Origin of the sequence: Mesorhizobium sp. M0968 (genome assembly GCF_040319065.1) — a bacterium.
Taxonomy (GTDB): domain Bacteria; phylum Pseudomonadota; class Alphaproteobacteria; order Rhizobiales; family Rhizobiaceae; genus Mesorhizobium.
The window spans coordinates 73,647-90,423 of record NZ_JAMYNL010000001.1; the positions used below are offsets into that span (position 1 = coordinate 73,647).

Here is a 16,777-nt window from a genome sequence, read left to right on the forward strand (position 1 = left end):
CTCGCGAGCAGGCGCGCGCCTATTTGAGCTTGAAGCCCAGCGCTTTGAGCACTTCGCCCAGGCGATCACGGCCTTTCAGCGCTGCTTTGCTGCCGATGCGGTTCGAAACCAACTCTGTCCAGTCCACCACAGGCATCGCCTGCTCCTGCTGGAATAATCGAAGCCTCTGGTTGTAGGCTGCAAGATCGTCCGGATCGGGCTCTGATCGATAGCGCTCGCGGTGCAGCACCGCAGCCTGCGGCAGTCTGGGCTTGATGTCAGTCGCAGCCAGGAGATCGGGATAGCCGACGGTCAGGCCGAACACCGCCACGGTTTCCGGCGGGAGGCCGAGTTCGCGCGCCACCTCCTGCGGATGATTGCGCATCGCGCCGATGTAGCAGGAGCCGAGCCCGAGCGCGTCGGTCGCCACCACGGCGTTCTGTGCGGCAAGTGCGGCGTCGATCACGGCCAGCAGAAAGCTCTCCTGATAATCGAGCCCCTCGCCCACCCGGCCGTTTGCCTCGGCAATGGCGCGCAGCCGCGACAGGTCGGCCAGCCAGACCAGCAGCAGCGGCGCCTGCTCGATATGGCGATTGATCGCCGCCAGTTCGGCAAGCCGCGCCTTGCGCGCCGGATCCTCGACTGCGATGACGCTCCACGCCTGGAGATTGGAAGAAGTCGGCGCCGACTGGGCGGCGGCGACGATCAGTTCCAGCGTCCCTTCGGGCAGAGGCTTGGCGAGATAATTGCGGACCGAGCGATGCGAAAGGATCGCCTCGAGGGCTTCGTTCCAGCTTCCGGTATGCGCGCTTTGCGGCGCTCGATAACGCCGCCGTAGCGCCGCTTCACCACGCAGGTCAGCGTCGGAAGGTCGGATGCTGAAGGCGGCCGGCTGTGACATCGTCTTCCCTACTGGCAATCTGGCTTATTCGGTGTTCTGACGACCCCAGGTCATTCAAGAAGCGCGGCTTGGGCCCCGTTGCGCAAAAGCGGAAGCAACTGATCGCCTTGCCGCTTGATCTCGGAAAGATACGGCGTGTCCGAGAGCACGAAATGCGTGATGCCCAGATCCCGGTATCTGCCGAGCGAGCGGGCGACGTCGGCGGCCGAGCCGACCAGCCAGGTGGTGCCAGCGCCGCCGCCGCCATATTTGCCCGGCGCAGTATAGAGATTGTCGTCCAGCACCTCGCCGCGCGCGTGCAGATCGAGCAGACGCTGCTGGCCCACCGCTACCGCCCGACCGTGATCGTTCCAGCCGGCTCCCTGGCCCTTGGCCATCTCGTCGACCTTCGCTTCTGCGTCCGCCCAGGCCTGCCCAGCGGTGTCGCGGACCAGCGTGGTGACCCGCAACCCGAACTCCAGAGGCGGGAGGTCTCGGTCGAGTTCCCTGCTCAAGGCTTTGAGCCGCTCGATCCGCTCCCGGACGCCGTCGTGCGGCTCACCCCAGAAGAGCTGGACATCCGCCTCGCTGGCCGACACCCGCTCCGCCGCCTCCGACGCGCCGCCGAAGTAGAGCTTGGGATGGCGACGATCGCCACGGACATGGATGCGGGGCATCACGGTAGAGCCAGTGACCTGGAAGTGCTCGCCCGCAAAGGTCACGTTCTCTTCAGTCCAAAGTCTGCGAACCAGGCGCATGAACTCTCTGGTACGGGCATAGCGATGTATCTGGTCACCTTCGCTGTCGCCATAAGCAGCGAGGTTGTCCTTGCCTGACACTATGTTGATACGCACGCGACCGGCGGTCAGCTGGTCGAGCGTGGCTACGGCGGATGCGAAGTGCGCTGGCCGCCAGTACCCCGGGCGGATCGCGATGAGCGGCTCGAAGGAGGTGGTCCGCGCGGCGAGCGAGGCCGCGACAGTAAAAGTGTCGGGCCGACCCCAGCCGGTACCGATCAGCGCGCCCTTCCAGCCGTATTCCTCAAGCGCCTTTGCGTGGCTGGTCAGCGTCTCCAGGCTGTTGTGGTTCTCGACGGCCGGCTCGCCGCGGTGACCGGGAGCGACCTGGTTCGGGATGTACCAAAGAAATTCGGTATCAGCGCTCATTGTCGGGCCTGTATTTTGGCCGGGCATGGAGGTCAATGGCAGGACCCTCCGCTCCGTTGTATTTTGATGATCATTCAAAGGGCTGCCCCTAGCAGCCCTGGCGCCTTGCTCGGCTGCGGTGCAAAGCGGCTTTCGGGCCTGATAAGGCCGAGATGGTCGCGCAGCGTGCGCCCTTCATATTCCGTTCGGAACACCCCTCGCCGGCGCAGGATCGGCACCACCGTATCGACAAAGACCTCCAGTCCGGTCGGCAGCACGTCCGGCATCAGATTGAAGCCGTCGGCGGCGCCGGCGACAAACCATCTTTCGATATCGTCGGCGATCTGCTCCGGCGTGCCGACGATGGTGCGGTGGCCAGTGCTGCCGTTCAGCGCCCGGATCAGCTGGCGAACCGTGAAATCATTGCTGCGGGCGAGCGCGAGCGTGGCCTTGAAGAAGGTGTGGCCGCCGTTGGGGGGCAGTTGAATCCCTTCCGGCAACTTCTCATCGAGCTTCAGCCGCTCGCGATCGATGCCGAGCACGCCGGACAGCCGCCCAAGGCTGTAGTCGAGCGGAATGCGATCCCACAGCTCTTCTTGCCGCCGCTCCGCTTCCCCCTCTGTGCTGCCGATGATAGTGGCTAGGCCGGCGAGGTTGAGCGGCACGCCGCCGGTGCGGCCATAGGCGACGGCACGCGCCTTAAGTTCCCGCGCATAGCCGAGCGCTTCCTCGAAAGATTGCGATGCGGAAAACACGGCTTCGGCGTGGCGGGCGGCGAGGTCCTTGCCGTCATCCGACCCGCCGGCCTGGACGACCACCGGATGCCCTTGCGGCGAACGCGGCACATTGTGCGGCCCGTGCACCGAGAAATGTGCGCCCTTGTGGTCGATGGCGTGAACCTTGGTGGCATCGACGAAGCGCCCGCTGGCGACATCACCGATGAAGGCATCGTCCTCCCAGCTGTCCCACAATGCCTTGACGATGTCAGCGAATTCCGCCGCCCGCTCGTAGCGCCGGCCATGATCGATGGCACCGTTGAGGCCGAAATTGCGGGCCGAGGCGGGATCGGCCGTGGTGACGATGTTCCAGCCGATGCGTCCGCCGCTGACATGGTCGAGCGTCGCGAAGCGCCTGGCGATATTGTAGGGCTCGTTGAAGCTGGTTGAAGCGGTGGCGATCAGGCCGATGCGCTCGGTTGCGGCGGCTACCGTCGCCAGCACGATGGTCGGCTCCAGCGACGTGATCGGACGATAGTCAATGCGGTCCGATATCGCCGCCTGGTCGGCAAGGAATACGGCGTCGAGCTTTGCGCGCTCTGCGATCTTCGCCACTTGCACATAGTGGTCGACGGTGAAGGCGGCATAGGGGTCGACGCCGTCCATCCGCCATGCCGCCGGCGAGAAGCCGGCATGCAGGATGTTGACGTTGAGATGGAGCTGCCGGCCGCTCATCGAAAGACGCCGGGCTCGGGATAAGCGCCGGTCAGATACCAGGTGCCGACGGTGCGGGTCTTGTATTCGGCAGGGTTGTGCAAGGTGTGAATGCGTGCGTTGCGCCAGAAGCGGTCGAAGCCGTATTTGCGCACTGCGGAGCGGGCACCCATCACCTCGAATATCTCGGTCGTGACTTCGAGCGCGACATCGCCTGCCAGCACATTGGCCGCGGCGACGGCAACCGCCGCCTCACCGCGTTCTTGCTCGGTCAGCGCCTTGCCGCGCGCGATCGCATGATCGATCGCCGCCGCCGCGCGATCGGCCAGCGCCGTCGCCGCCCGCGTCTTGACCCACAGCTCGCCATACTGCCGCTTGATCCATGGATCGTCGATATGGCGCTCGACGCCGGAATACATCCACGGCCGCGAACTGTTGAGCGTATAATCTCGCGCCGCCAGCAGCGCGCCCTGGGCCGTGCCGACAAAGACATTGAGCAACACGCTCTGCTGCTGCAGCGGGCCGATGGTGCGGATTGGCAACGACGCGTCGACCCAACCGCGCACCAACTCGCTGTCGTGGATCCTGACGTCCTTGTAGGCGACCTTGCCGCTGCCGGTCTGCGTCTGGCCGATGCCGTCCCAGTCATCGAGAACGGTGATGCCTTCACGGTCCGCGGGGATCGCTGCAAACTTCCTCTCGCCGCTGCTCTCGTCCTCCCACGAGGTCGAAAGATAATCGGCAACATGCGAGCCGGAGGCAAAGGGTTTGAAACCATTGACGATCGTCCACTCGCCATCCTTGCGGCCGAACAGCGTTTTGGAAAAGCTGTTGCCGGTGTTGCCCCAGAACCAGTCGCCGGCAGCCGAACGCCGAAGCAGATCGGCTGACCGCGGCTCGTCCGAGTTGAGCCTGGCGGCGATCAATGCGCTGAAATGGTAGCCATAGATATGGCCGATCGAGCCGTCGACCTTGGCGAACTCGCGGCCGATCTTCAGCGCCGTCGAATAGGGTTCGCCGGCGCCGCCGAATTCCTTGGGAATGACGATGGTGAGCAGGCCGCTCTCCTTGAGCAGCCGTATCTGCTCGACGGGCCTGCCGCCAAGTTGGTCGCGCTCGACCGCGTCGCGGGCAAAGATCTCGCGCAGCTCGGCCGCCTTGGCGATCCATGGATTGGAGGTATCAGGATCGAAGGTCATGCTGTTACTCATGCAGATGCGGAAAGCCGTGGCGCTCGGCAAGCAGTGCAAGAATGCGCCTGGTGTCATCGGCGAAGACCTTGCCCTTGGCCGTCGGCAAGTCGGCGGGCGGATTGCTGCCGATGATCAGCACCGGCAGCGACTGGTGCCGTTCGCCGAGCGCGTCGATCACCTTGCCTCTCGGCCTCGAAAACGGCACGCGCTCAACGTCGAGTCTGGCGGCGAGATCGGGAAAGGCTGCGAGCAATCCCTCAACCTGGTTGCAATGGGGGCAGACGAACGTCTGGCCCGGCTGATTTGGGTCGGCGAAACCCGGCTGGATGAGAAAGAGCGTGTCGCGCGCCATTGCCGGCCTATTCCGCAGCTGCCGCGGCATGCCGCGAAAAACGGTTTGCCGGTCGCTTCAGGCCGAGATTGTCGCGCAAGGTGCTGCCCTCATACTCGTCGCGGAACAGGCCACGGCGGCGCAGTTCCGGCACCACCAGCTCGATGAAATCCTTCAGGCCGCCGGGCATGATCGGCGCCATGATGTTGAAGCCGTCGGCGCCGTAATTCTCGAACCGCTCTTCCATGGTGTCGGCGATCTGTTGCGGCGTGCCGACCACCTGCCAGTGGCCGCGGGCGCCGGCGATGCGCAGATAAAGCTGCCGGATCGTCAGGTTCTCGCGCCACGCCAGATCGATCACCAGCGCTTGCCGGCTCTTGCCGGCATTGGTCTCCGGCAAATCCGGCACCGGCCCGTCGAGCGGATAGGCGCTGAGGTCGAAGCCGCCGGCCAGCGCCGAGACCAGACCGAGGCCGACTTCCGGCTGGATGAGATCCTGCAGCTGTTCGAACTTCCCCCGCGCCTCGGCTTCAGTGCGGCCGACGACCGGGAAAATGCCTGGCAGGACTTTCAGGTCATCCTCCGAGCGGCCATATTTGCCGAGCCTGCCCTTGACGTCGGCATAGAAGGCGGTGGCTTCGTCGAGCGTGATCTGCGCGGCGAAAATCGCTTCCGCGGTACGAGCCGCCAGCTCTTTGCCCGGACCCGACGCGCCGGCCTGGACCACGACCGGACGACCTTGCGGCGTTCGCGGCGTGTTCAGCGGACCACGCACCTTGAAGTGCTGGCCCTTGTGGTTCAGCACATGCAGTTTGTCCTTGTCGAAATAGCGCCCGCTTGCTCTGTCGCGCGGGAAGGCGTCATCCTCCCAGCTGTCCCACAGGCCGAGCACGACATCGGCGAATTCCTCGGCGCGGTCGTAGCGCTCGCCATGCTGGATATGCGTCTCGTGACCGAAATTGAACGCTGCCTCCGGATCGGAAGAGGTGACCAGATTCCAGCCTGCGCGCCCGCCGCTCAGATGGTCGAGCGACGCGAACTGGCGGGCCAGATTGTAGGGATCGGAAAAACTGGTCGACGCCGTGGCGATGAGGCCGATGTTCCTGGTCACAGCCGACAGTGCCGACAGCAGCGTGATCGGCTCGAACGGATAGACGCCGCTATGCGCCTTGCGGCTGGCGGCCTCGAGGTTGCTCAGCCGCGCCGCGACGCCATCGGCAAAGAAGATCGCGTCGAATTTGGCCGCTTCCGCCAGCCGGGCAAGTTCGACGTAGTCGCCGAGGCTGGTCCCCTCGCCTGCCGCTGGATGGCGCCAGGCCGCCACATGGTGACCGGTGAAGAGCAGAAACGCTCCCAGCTTGAGCTTGTCCTTGCGCCTGGCCATTTTTTTCGCCTCCTCAGCGGTACAGTCCGCCGGCCGGGAATTCCCCGGTCAGCAACCAGGTGCCGATCGTGCGCTTCTTGTATTCGGCCGGATTGTGCAGCGTGTGCGTGCGCACGTTGCGCCAGAACCTGTCGTAGCCGTTGGCCTTGGTGGCTGAGCGGGCGCCCATCACCTCGAAAACCTCGCTCGACGCGTCGAGGCCGACTTGTCCGGCGTAGACATTGGCGGTGGCGAGATCGATCGCCGTCTGCCCGCGCTGCTCCAGGGTCAACGCCTCGCCCTGGCCATAGGCGGCATCGAGGCTGCATGCTGCTATATCGGCCAGTTCGGCCGCGGCGAGCGTGCGGATATAGAGGTCGCCATATTTGCGTTGCACGAACGGATCGTCGGTATGTTTCTCATAGCCGGAATAGACCCAGGGGCGCGATTGCGAGACCGTATAGTCCCGGCCTTCGCTCAGCGCTCCTTGCGCGCTGCCGACGAACAGGTTGAGCAGGACCGCCTGCTGGAACAGTGACGTCAGCGTCTGGAACGGCGTCAGCGGCACCGCGGGCGAGCCAATCAGTTCGTCGTCGCCGACATGCACGTCCTTGAACGTCACCTTGCCGCTGCCGGTCTGCCGCTGGCCGACACCATCCCAGTCATCCTCGATGACGATGCCCTCACGGTCAGCCGGGATCGCTGCCGCTAGTCGATCCTGGCCGTCCTCCCAGGCAACCTGGATGTAGTCTGCGATGTGCGAACCGGAGGAGAACGGCCGAAAGCCGCTCAGGATCCAGCCCGTGCCGTTGCGCCTGGCCGTCGACGTCTTCGACATGGCGTTGCCGGAATTGCCCCAGACCCAGTTCTCCCTTGCCGAGCGTGTCAGCAGCCGGTTCCTCTGCGCCTCCGTGCCACGGAACAGCACGCCATTGAGCGGCAGATGATGGTATCCGTAGAGATGGGCGAGCGAGCCGTCGGTGCGGGCGAATTCGCGCACGACGCGAAGCACCGACAGCCAGGGTGCGCCCTTGCCGCCATAGCGCTTGGGAATCTGCGCCGACGGCAAACCACTTTCCTTCAGCAGGCGGATCTGTTCGACGGGCCGCCCGCCGGCCTTGTCGCGCGCCACGGCATCCCGATCGAAGATATCGCGCAGTTCGACCGCCGTGGCGACGAACGGGTCGGAAAGGTCAGGGCTGAAGGTCATCGGCGTTTGTCCATCGAAAAATGCCTATTCCGCCGCGATGGTCTGCGCCGGCCGCCAGACGGAAGCGGCATAGGCGTCTTCGCCGAACTCGGCCGGATGGCTCCCGGTTATGCGGCTCTCATGGCTGTCGAGATCGGCGAGGAAGAGATCGCGGCTGATGCGCGCGACAACGGCCGGCACATCGCGCCTGATCGACGGCACATCGCCGATCGGCAGGCCGAAACTGACAAAGCCGCCGGGATTGAAGACATGGATATTCCTCAGGAATGGCGCCTCCCCCGGCGCCTTCTCGAGAAATTCATGGCCGAGGCCGAGATAAGGATGGGCGCCGAAAAATTCATCCAGCTCTGCTTCCGGCGGCGCGTACTGGTCGCGCCATAGCCGGATGGTGGCGGCGAAATCGGCGAACTCAGGCTTGCGCGTCGGGTCGGCGAAATAGCCGGTGCCGGCGACGACGAAGTCGAACGCAAACGTCTCGCCTGCGATATCGGTGACGACCTTGCCGTCTTCGACATCCGCATTTGTCCAGGGGGCACCGAGATGGAGATGAAAATTCTGGTGCCGCACCGCCCGCTCCACCGCATCGAGCGGCGGCGTTGAACCGGCCTCGCGGAAGCGCAATGCCTGGCGCCAGCGCACCGCATCGGGCAGCCGAGGATAATTGTCATAGGCGCCGGGATAGCCGCGCACGCGGTTGATCGGCACACTGGCAATGCTGTTGCGGCGGGCAAAGAGACGCACCGATTTCGCGCCGGCCTCAAGGGCAGCTCCGGCCGCATCGAATGCCGAAGCCGCCGACCCGACGACAGCCATTGCCTTGCCCTTGAGCGAGGCAAAATCGATTGCCGCCGAACTGTGTGCGACAAGGCCCCGCGGCAAGGCGGCAAGTACCGCCGGTATCACTGGACCGCCGCTGCCGCCAAAGCCATTGGCCAGAATGATCTTGCGCGCCGTTTCGACCGATGGCGTGCCGTCGGCTTCGAGGTGGAGGCGAAAAAGCCCGCCGGCCGGCTCGATGCGAATGAGACGCGTGCCGTAACGGATGCCGATACCGAGGAACGCGCGATACCATTTCAGGTAGTTCGCCCAATCCGTCCGTGCGATGCGGTCGAATCCGGCATAGGCTTCCGCACCGTGGCGGGCTTCGTACCAGGACTGAAAGCTCAAGCCCGGCAAGCCGAGTTCCGGCCCCGGCAAGCCCTTTGGCGTTCGCAGCCGGTTCATCCGTGCATGAGTGAACCAGATGCCGGCCTTGCTTTCATCCGGTGCCGCGTCGACGACAGTAACCTTGCCGATGCCGGCACGCCTCAACGCGAAGGCAAAGGTCGCCCCCGTCTGCCCACCGCCAACGATGAAGACATTGTGGTCGATGCCTTCCCGGTCCGGCACCCAGTTCTGCGGATCGGGGCCGATCAGCCGGAGCGTCTCCCGGGCGTGGTGATCTGGATCGGTCGGTAAGGCCATTTCGGTCCCGGCTGAAGTTGAGCCTCATCAAACTCCGCCTCGGTCGGCAAACAGTCCAGAAATGTTCGCTTTGATTGGCCGGTAGTTTTTTTCACTTGCATTGCAACGACGCGCTTTCACAGCCGACGAATGGGCGGCGCGTGTGGCCTCCCTGAAGCCGGGGCATCTTTTTGATATTGCAGCGGGCTCAAGCGCACTGGTCATTTTATTTCTTACGGCTCACGCGTAATGCGCCGACGCAGTCGGGCATTGGTGTCGAGCACATCAGCGGCGTCGCGTGGTCAGCGGGATCAAGCTTGATCTTGGTCGACCGACATGGGTGACGTCCGCCATCTGAAAGACGGCAGATCGCGGATACACCAGCAACGGTCCTCGCAGGATAGGACAGCGCAGCTACTCAACAGGCGTCCCAAGAGGCCCGTCGGCTACTCCATCGCAGGAACGAAAACCAGAAGAGTAGCGGACCTTTCGTGTGCAGTTTTTGCACACGATCTCTCATAACATATTGATTTTATGTATTGATCTGTCCCATCCATCACCGGACATTGCGGAGTATCCTGGTGGAGGTGGGCGGCCGACACGATTCGAACTCTGGCGCGACAGGTGAAATGACTGCCGTTCTCAAAGTTTGTTGGCCGATAGTTGGTGCGGGTGGTCGGGCTCGAACCGACACTCCTTTCGGAACTGGATTTTGAATCCAGCGCGTCTACCAGTTTCACCACACCCGCAAGGCGCTAACTCATTTACCTCTCAACGCTCTCATGCTGCACCTACGCAGAGGGTGGCAGTTCGAGAATTAAGCGGCTCTTAACTCCTAACCCATTGACCTCCAATCCTATTACCCTGCGGGCTGACGGTAGACGCATCCTGATTTTGAGTCGAGCGCGTCTACCAATTCCGCCATAGGGGCTCAGGCCGGGCGGCCTGGATGGGCGCGGACTATACGGTTGGAGGCCTGTTCGTCAACTGGCCAAATCCCGACATCTGGGCTCGCTCAAGCCTCAGCCTTTCGATTTCGTGAAGCAGCTGCCATTGTGCAGCGCGGAAAATCTTTCTAGACAGGCGGCGCATGTCATTGAAGCGCACCTCGTCCGACGAGGTTGATGCTGGGCGCTTCCAAGTCTTGTTTGTACATGTCGTGATCCCAAGACCGCTTCTGGTTTGGGCGTGCATTAGGAGTGCCGATGCTTCGCGGACTTTACGACTGGACCTTGTCGCTGGCGGCGAGCAAATCCGCCGAATGGTGGCTGGCCTTCATCGCCTTCGTCGAGAGCTCGGTGTTCCTGGTGCCGGCCGACGTCCTCTATCTGCCGATGGCGCTGTCGCGGCCGGATCGCGCCTATCGTTACGCGCTGGTCGCCACCGTCGCCTCGGTGCTGGGCGGCATCGCCGGCTGGTTCATCGGCCATTATGCCTATGATGCGATGGCGCGGCCGATCCTCGAATTTTATGGCAAATATGACGAGTTCGAGGCGATGCGCGTCTCATCGGGTGTTGGCTTCATCATCCTGATGCTGGTCACCTCCGGCCTCGCCCATCTGCCGCCGATCAAGGTTGTGACGATCCTGTCGGGCGTCATCGGTGTTCCTTTGCTGCTGTTCATCGTGCTGGCAATCGTGGCGCGCGGTGCTCGCTTCCTGTTTCTCGCGTGGCTCTTGCGCCGCTATGGCGAGCCGATCCGCCACTTCATCGAAAAGCGCCTTGGCCAGATTGCAGGCGCCGCCGCCGCCGCCCTGATTTTGCTCTATATCGTCGTCAAATACGCCGTCTGAACGGCATCGAACCGAATGGACTGAGCCCGATGACAGCGACCGTGAATACCGATACCGGACGCCAGCGGCTGCGCACCGCCCTGTTCCTCGCTGTCGCCATGGCCGCCACGGTCGGCTCGGCGCTGGCCTTCCAGTATCTCGGCGGCTACATCCCCTGCAAGCTCTGCCTCGAGCAGCGCACGCCTTACTACGTCGGCGTGCCCTTGATGCTGCTGGCGGTGCTTGCGTCGGCTCTTCAGGCGCCAGCCTGGGTAAGCCGTGGCCTGCTGGCCATTGGCGGCCTGCTGATGCTCTACGGCGGCTATCTCGGCGTTTATCACTCCGGCGTCGAATGGGCGTGGTGGCCAGGCCCGACCGATTGCACCGCAGCCGCCGGGCCGGTGGACACCGGCGGCAAGGGCGTGCTCGATGCGCTCGACAAATTCGTCCCGCCCTCCTGCGACAAGGCGGCGCTCCGCATCCTCGGCCTGTCGCTGGCCGGCTGGAACGCCATCGCCAGCTTTGTCCTGGCAGTCGTAGCCTTCCGCAGCGCCTTCGCCCGCGACTGATTTAGCGCGACACGAGATCATCCAAGAATTCGGCAGGCTGAGTCGGGTGGAGTGATTGTCGAGAACCGAAGCGGAGCGGACATTGGTCCGTGAGCATCGGAAGCGCAGAAAATCGCTTCAGACGGCCAGCCTCCCGAATTATCGGATGATCTCACGGCTCGAGTTCGACATCCCAGTACAGATAATCCATCCAGCTTTCGTGTAGATGGTTGGGCGGGAACAGCCGGCCGTTATTATGCAAATCATGCACCGTCGGCTGATAGGGCTTCTGCAGCGGCCACATCTTGGCGTGGGCCGGCATCATGCCGCCCTTCCTCAGATTGCAGGGCGAGCAGGCAGCGACGACATTCTCCCAGGTCGTGGCGCCGCCGCGATGGCGAGGAATGACATGGTCGAACGTCAGATCGTCCGGCGTGCCGCAATATTGGCATTGAAAACGGTCACGCAGGAAGACGTTGAAACGGGTAAACGCCGGATGCCTCGACGGCTTGACGTAAGCCTTCAGGCTGACGACGCTCGGCAGCTTCATCGAAAAGGTCGGTGAAGAGACGGCGTGTTCGTATTCGGCGACGATGTTCACCCTCTCGAGGAACACCGCCTTGATGGCATCCTGCCAGGACCAGAGCGACAGGGGGTAATAGCTGAGCGGACGGTAATCCGCATTCAGCACCAGCGCTGGAAGCCCATCCGGAGATACGGCAACCGTCACGTCGTTGACCTCCTTCACCCTAGAACCGGTCGACGCGGATACTGTAAGCCCGACATGACAGGGATGTGAAGCGGATTGTCGATCATGCCGGGTCTCAAAAACGCATGATTTCAATGCTTTTTTGCGGATTCAGGCCGGAGGCGCGGCATCCCTGCCCTTCAATTCGCGATAATAAGCCCAGAAAAGCCGCGATGCGACACCGCGCCACGGGCTCCATGATTCGGCAAGCCGGATCAGCATTTTCTCCGGCGGACGCGGGTCGATGCCTAGTGCATGGCCGACCGCGCTCTGCAATGCAACGTCGCGCGCCGGAAAGATGTCCGGGTGTCCGGCGGCAAACAAAAGGTAGACTTCAGCCGTCCACGGGCCGATCCCCGGCACCCTGGTCATGGCCGCGATCGCCTCGCTTGCATCGAGCCGACAGAGGTGATCGAGGTCGAGCCCGTCGGCCACCGCCCGGGCGACGGCAAGCAGGCCGCGCTGTTTGGGTCGCGACAGCCCGGCCTCGCGAAAGATCACCTCGTCGGCGGCAAGTATCGCCTGCGGCGTCAGCGGATCGAGCAGTCTCGTCAGCCGGCCGAAGATGGCGTCGGCGCTCGCGCGGGACACTTGTTGCGAAACGACGATGGAAGCAAGGCTCCTGAACCCCGGCTCCGATAGCCTGAGCGGCACCTCGCCGGCCATGCCGCGCACTCTTTCCAGGCGTGGGTCGAGTAAGCATAGCCTATCCAGCCCTTGCGCAATGTCGTCGAGACTGGCGATGCGTTGCATGTCTGCTTGTTCCAAAATCAAAAGTGCCGCACGCTTCGTCACGTGTCCCTCTGGACGCACGACGCCACCGGCGCAAAGTAGCAATTGGCGAAAGCGCCACACAACCCGATTGCCGCCGGACAATGACACTGCTGACATTCCGCTTCGCGCCGAGCCCGAACGGCGAACTGCATCTCGGCCATGCCTATTCGGCGCTGCTCAATCAGAAATTGGCAAAGGCGACGGGCGGACGCCTGCTGCTGCGCATCGAGGATATCGACACGACACGCTGCACGCCGGAATTCGAGGCAGGCATTTTTCGCGACCTGAAATGGCTGGGGCTTGGCTGGGAGGAACCGGTGCGCCGCCAGTCCGAGCATTTTGCCGAATATCGGGCGATGCTCGAGCGGCTGATCGAGGAAGAACTTGTCTACCCGGCCTTCATGAGCAGAAGTGAGATCCGCGCCTTCATCGCCGACAGCGAGAAGCGTGGCCGCGACTGGCCGCGCGACCCGGACGGCGTGCCGCTCTATCCTGCCGCCGACAAGGCGTTGACGGCGAGCGAACGCAAGCGGCGCCAGGCCGAAAATGTGCCATTTGCCTGGCGGCTGGACGTCGATGCGGCAATAGCGCGCGCCGGCAAGGACCTGTCATGGGCCGAATACACGAACGAGACGCTCTCCGCGACGCGTCGTGTCGAAGCCCATCCGCAGGATTGGGGCGACGTGGTCGTGGCGCGCCGCGAAATCCCGACCAGCTATCACCTCGCCGTCACCATGGACGACGCGCTGCAGGGCGTCAGCCATGTCGTGCGCGGCCAGGATCTCTATTCCGCGACCAGCGTGCAGCGGCTGCTTCAGCAACTGCTTGGCCTGCCGCAGCCGGCCTATTTTCACCATCGCCTGATCCTCGGCCCGGACGGACGAAAGCTGTCGAAGAGTCTTGGCGATACCGGCCTTGCCGCCCAGCGTAAGACGGGCGCATCGCCGGACGATGTGAGGCGGCTGGTCGGTCTCTAGCGGCGCCAAAGGCATTCCTTGAATGGAATTGAGCCTATGGATCAACGGTTTGGTTTTGCCTTCCGCTCGGAACGGCATTAGAGCAAGCGCGACAATCAGTCCTCACCGACGCGTGGCCTCCGGAAAAATGCACAGCCTCAAGCGGTTCATCCCCGCCTCTTTCGTCGTCCTGTGGGCGACCGGCTTCATCGGCGCGCGCTATGCCATGCCGTGGGCGGAGCCCTTTACTTTCCTGGCCGCGCGCTTTGTCCTGGCCGCAATCCTGCTTGTCGCTTTGATGGCCGCACTTGGTTCGAGCCGCGCCACCCGCGACGAGGCGCTGCACGCGACCGGCGCCGGCATCCTGATGCATGGCGTCTATCTCGGCGGCGTGTTCTGGGCCATCCACCGGGGCATGCCCGCTGGGCTTTCAGCCCTGATCGTCGGCCTGCAGCCGCTGATCACGGCAGTGCTCGCCGGCAGGCTTCTCGGCGAGGCCATCCTGCCGCGCCACTGGGCCGGTCTCGGCCTCGGGCTGATCGGTGTGGTGATCGTGCTCTGGCCGAAGCTCGGCGCGCTCGGCGGCGGGGTGACGGCCGAAACACTGGGCGCCTCACTTGTCTCGGTGCTCGGCATGAGCGCCGGCACGATCTGGCAGAAGCGCTTTGCTTCCGGCGGCGATCTGGTGGCTGCCACGTTCTGGCAATATGTCGGCGGCGCATCTGTAATGGCCTTGGCCTCGCTAGCCTTCGAGACGCGAACGGTCATCGTCAATGGCGAACTGATCTTCGCCATGGCCTGGCTCGTGCTGGTGCTGTCGATCGGCGCCATCTTCCTGTTGATGGTGATGATCCGCGACGGCGAAATGTCGAAGGTCGCCTCGCTGTTTTACCTCGTGCCGGCCGTCACCGCGGTCATCGCCTGGGCATTGTTCGGTGAGCACTTGAGCCCGCTCCAGATCGCCGGCATGGCGATCGCGACGCTCGGCGTCGGGCTGGCGACGGCTCAGCCGCCGACGCGGGCACGCGCCTCTAAATAGCGGCTGATCGCGGCGTTGAGCTCGCCACCGAGGATGAAGATCGCTGATACGATGTAGAGGAAGACGACGGCGATCATGATCGAGGCGAGGCCGGCATAGGTCGTCACATAGGACGAGAAATGATCGAGATAGGCGGCGAAGATGGTCGACCCGATGAGCCAGCCGACCAGCGTGAAGATGATGCCAGGCACGATCGAAACGAAGCGGCGCTTGCCGGCCGGCAACCAGAAATGCACGGCGAACAGGCCGCCGATGATGACGACCGAGGCGATGACGTAACGCCACAGCGTGATCGTGCCCATGTAGGGCTTTATCCATTCGAAATGCGACTCGGCCAGCCGTGCCAGCAACGGCGCGAAGACCAGCAGCACGCTGATGGCCAAAAACCCGGCCGTCGCGATCAGCACGAAGATGATGCTCTGCACCCGCCGGTAGATGATGCCGCGCGTTTCCGAGACACGATAGGCCCGGTTGAGCGAGGTGCGCAGCGCCTCGATGCCGTTCGAGGCGAAATATCCGGCAAGCACGATACCGTAGGTCAACAGGTCACTGCGCCGGACGGTAAGCACGTTGAGCACCTCGCGCGCGATCGGTTTGGCGATCTGCTCGGGCCATGTGTCGAACACAAGGTGCACGGCGGTGTCGGCGAAAGCCTGCGCGCCGAAAAAACTCGCCAGCGTCGTAGCGAAGATCAGGAAAGGAAAAAGCGCCATCAGCGCGGTGATCGCCAGATGGCTGGCCATTGCCCAGCCGTCGTCGGTGTTGAAATGGCCGAGCGCGTCGTAGAGGACGCGTTTGAGGGCTACGATCTTCCGCAACAAGAACCGCGTTCCCTTCGATTGTCCCGACGCCGCGAATATGGGAAGGGTTTGCGGTAAATGACAACCCTAGGTCAAACCACCATTCCTCCCGGAGAAGAGTTGCGCACCATCATTGTCACAGGTGCCTCTTCCGGCATAGGCGCCTATTGCGCCCATGCTCTTAAGAGGGAAGGCTGGCGGGTGTTCGCAACGGCCCGAAAGCCCGAAGATATCGCCGCGCTCGAGGCCGACGGCATCGAGGCCTTTTATCTGGACTACACCGAGCCCGGATCGATCGAGGCGCTGGTGGCGTCGGTGCTGGAACGGACCGGCGGCCGGCTCGGTGCGCTCTTCAACAATGGCGCCTACGGACAACCCGGCGCCGTCGAGGACCTGCCGGTCGAGGCTTTACGGCAGCAGTTCGAGGCCAATGTCTTTGGCTGGCATGATCTCACTCGCCGCGTCGTACCGGTGATGCGCCGTCAGGGCCATGGTCGTCTCGTTCATTGCTCATCGATCCTCGGCCTCGCGCCGGTGCCTTTTCGCGGCGCCTACTCGGCATCGAAGCACGCTATCGAAGGGCTGATGCTGTCCCTCTATCAAGAACTCCGGGGTAGCGGCATCCATGTTTCGCTGATCGAGCCGGGGCCGGTGAAATCGAAGATCGCCAGCAACAGCCTCGCATGGTTCCTGGCGAATATCGATCACGAGAATTCCGTTCATCGCCTCGCCTATGCGGCGCAACTCAAACGGCTGCGGGCCGGCGGCAGCACATCGCGGCTGAAGCCCGGGGCGGAGGTGGTTTATGCCGCCTTGCACCATGCGCTTCTGTCGCGGCGCCCGCGCCCGCATTATGTGGTAACAGTGCCGGCCAGGATCGGTGTGATCCTTAAACGCATCCTGCCGGCTTCTGCACTCTACCGTCTGCTCGCCAATCGCGCCTGAACGCAATTCAACTGGAACACACCATGGCAACCGTCTTCAACATCCTCGCCGTTCTTGTCATGGTCGCAGTGGTGATCGTGCTGATCCGCGGCCTCATCAACATGATGCGCGGCGGCTCCAGCATGACCTCCAACAAGCTGATGCAGACGCGCGTGCTCTTGCAGTTCGTGGCCTTGGTGCTGATCATGCTGGCGGTGTATTTCACCCGTAAGTGACGCAGC

17 protein-coding genes and 1 tRNA gene are annotated in these 16,777 nt (G+C 63.4%); 6 read left to right on the forward strand and 12 right to left on the reverse strand.

All coding sequences use genetic code 11. The features are described from left to right. Positions 1 to 19: 19 nt before the first annotated feature. From NKH67_RS00315 to NKH67_RS00355, 9 genes are all read right to left on the reverse strand, one after another. Positions 20 to 880, reverse strand: a complete 861-nt coding sequence (locus NKH67_RS00315; protein WP_352471369.1) for an NADPH-dependent oxidoreductase — start codon at positions 878 to 880, stop codon at positions 20 to 22. Between the two features lie 50 nt (positions 881 to 930). Next, positions 931 to 2,025, reverse strand: a complete 1,095-nt coding sequence (locus NKH67_RS00320; RefSeq protein WP_352471371.1) for an LLM class flavin-dependent oxidoreductase — start codon at positions 2,023 to 2,025, stop codon at positions 931 to 933. A gap of 74 nt (positions 2,026 to 2,099) precedes the next feature. Continuing rightward, on the reverse strand, positions 2,100 to 3,455 hold the full coding sequence (locus tag NKH67_RS00325) for an LLM class flavin-dependent oxidoreductase (RefSeq protein ID WP_352471372.1): 1,356 nt from the start codon (positions 3,453 to 3,455) through the stop codon (positions 2,100 to 2,102). Then, positions 3,452 to 4,633 carry an acyl-CoA dehydrogenase family protein gene (locus NKH67_RS00330; RefSeq protein WP_352471374.1) on the reverse strand — a complete coding sequence of 394 codons (1,182 nt, stop codon included), beginning with the start codon at positions 4,631 to 4,633 and terminating at the stop codon, positions 3,452 to 3,454. The genes NKH67_RS00325 and NKH67_RS00330 overlap by 4 nt, the downstream gene beginning before the upstream one ends. A gap of 4 nt (positions 4,634 to 4,637) precedes the next feature. Further along, positions 4,638 to 4,979 (reverse strand): DUF3088 domain-containing protein, encoded by a 342-nt coding sequence (locus NKH67_RS00335; protein WP_352471375.1) that lies wholly within the window; start codon positions 4,977 to 4,979, stop codon positions 4,638 to 4,640. Positions 4,980 to 4,986: 7 nt separating this feature from the next. After that, entirely contained in the window at positions 4,987 to 6,342 is a 1,356-nt protein-coding gene (locus NKH67_RS00340) for an LLM class flavin-dependent oxidoreductase (protein ID WP_352471376.1), read from the reverse strand. 13 nt (positions 6,343 to 6,355) lie between these two features. Next, complete coding sequence (locus tag NKH67_RS00345) at positions 6,356 to 7,531, reverse strand: acyl-CoA dehydrogenase family protein (RefSeq protein ID WP_352471378.1); 1,176 nt, start codon at positions 7,529 to 7,531, stop codon at positions 6,356 to 6,358. Positions 7,532 to 7,555: 24 nt separating this feature from the next. Further along, positions 7,556 to 8,995 carry an NAD(P)-binding domain-containing protein gene (locus NKH67_RS00350; RefSeq protein ID WP_352471380.1) on the reverse strand — a complete coding sequence of 480 codons (1,440 nt, stop codon included), beginning with the start codon at positions 8,993 to 8,995 and terminating at the stop codon, positions 7,556 to 7,558. A gap of 643 nt (positions 8,996 to 9,638) precedes the next feature. After that, positions 9,639 to 9,723: transfer RNA gene (locus tag NKH67_RS00355), tRNA-Leu, on the reverse strand. A gap of 456 nt (positions 9,724 to 10,179) precedes the next feature. Here NKH67_RS00355 and NKH67_RS00360 point away from each other — a divergent pair. Next, entirely contained in the window at positions 10,180 to 10,767 is a 588-nt protein-coding gene (locus NKH67_RS00360) for a YqaA family protein (RefSeq protein WP_352471381.1), read from the forward strand. A gap of 29 nt (positions 10,768 to 10,796) precedes the next feature. Further along, positions 10,797 to 11,315, forward strand: a complete 519-nt coding sequence (locus NKH67_RS00365) for a disulfide bond formation protein B (RefSeq protein ID WP_352471383.1) — start codon at positions 10,797 to 10,799, stop codon at positions 11,313 to 11,315. Between the two features lie 151 nt (positions 11,316 to 11,466). Here NKH67_RS00365 and NKH67_RS00370 read toward each other — a convergent pair whose 3' ends face one another. Both NKH67_RS00370 and NKH67_RS00375 read right to left on the reverse strand, forming a co-directional pair. After that, positions 11,467 to 12,024 carry an HNH endonuclease gene (locus NKH67_RS00370; protein WP_023677956.1) on the reverse strand — a complete coding sequence of 186 codons (558 nt, stop codon included), beginning with the start codon at positions 12,022 to 12,024 and terminating at the stop codon, positions 11,467 to 11,469. Between the two features lie 129 nt (positions 12,025 to 12,153). Continuing rightward, complete coding sequence (locus NKH67_RS00375; protein ID WP_352471385.1) at positions 12,154 to 12,795, reverse strand: DNA-3-methyladenine glycosylase family protein; 642 nt, start codon at positions 12,793 to 12,795, stop codon at positions 12,154 to 12,156. 122 nt (positions 12,796 to 12,917) lie between these two features. Here NKH67_RS00375 and gluQRS point away from each other — a divergent pair, with 122 nt between their 5' ends. Continuing rightward, on the forward strand, positions 12,918 to 13,793 hold the full coding sequence (gene gluQRS, locus NKH67_RS00380) for a tRNA glutamyl-Q(34) synthetase GluQRS (protein WP_352471387.1): 876 nt from the start codon (positions 12,918 to 12,920) through the stop codon (positions 13,791 to 13,793). Between the two features lie 127 nt (positions 13,794 to 13,920). After that, positions 13,921 to 14,811 (forward strand): DMT family transporter, encoded by an 891-nt coding sequence (locus NKH67_RS00385; protein ID WP_352471389.1) that lies wholly within the window; start codon positions 13,921 to 13,923, stop codon positions 14,809 to 14,811. Here NKH67_RS00385 and NKH67_RS00390 read toward each other — a convergent pair. Beyond that, the gene (locus NKH67_RS00390) at positions 14,778 to 15,632 is read right to left on the reverse strand and encodes a YihY/virulence factor BrkB family protein (RefSeq protein ID WP_292656768.1); all 855 of its coding nucleotides are present in this window, start codon (positions 15,630 to 15,632) and stop codon (positions 14,778 to 14,780) included. The genes NKH67_RS00385 and NKH67_RS00390 overlap by 34 nt on opposite strands. 57 nt (positions 15,633 to 15,689) lie before the next feature. On the opposite strand from NKH67_RS00390, the gene NKH67_RS00395 reads away from it, so the two are divergent. Further along, positions 15,690 to 16,556, forward strand: a complete 867-nt coding sequence (locus NKH67_RS00395; RefSeq protein WP_352471390.1) for an SDR family oxidoreductase — start codon at positions 15,690 to 15,692, stop codon at positions 16,554 to 16,556. A gap of 23 nt (positions 16,557 to 16,579) precedes the next feature. Beyond that, positions 16,580 to 16,771: a twin transmembrane helix small protein gene (locus tag NKH67_RS00400; protein ID WP_023677950.1), complete on the forward strand. Its 192-nt coding sequence runs from the start codon at positions 16,580 to 16,582 to the stop codon at positions 16,769 to 16,771. Positions 16,772 to 16,777 lie beyond the last annotated feature (6 nt).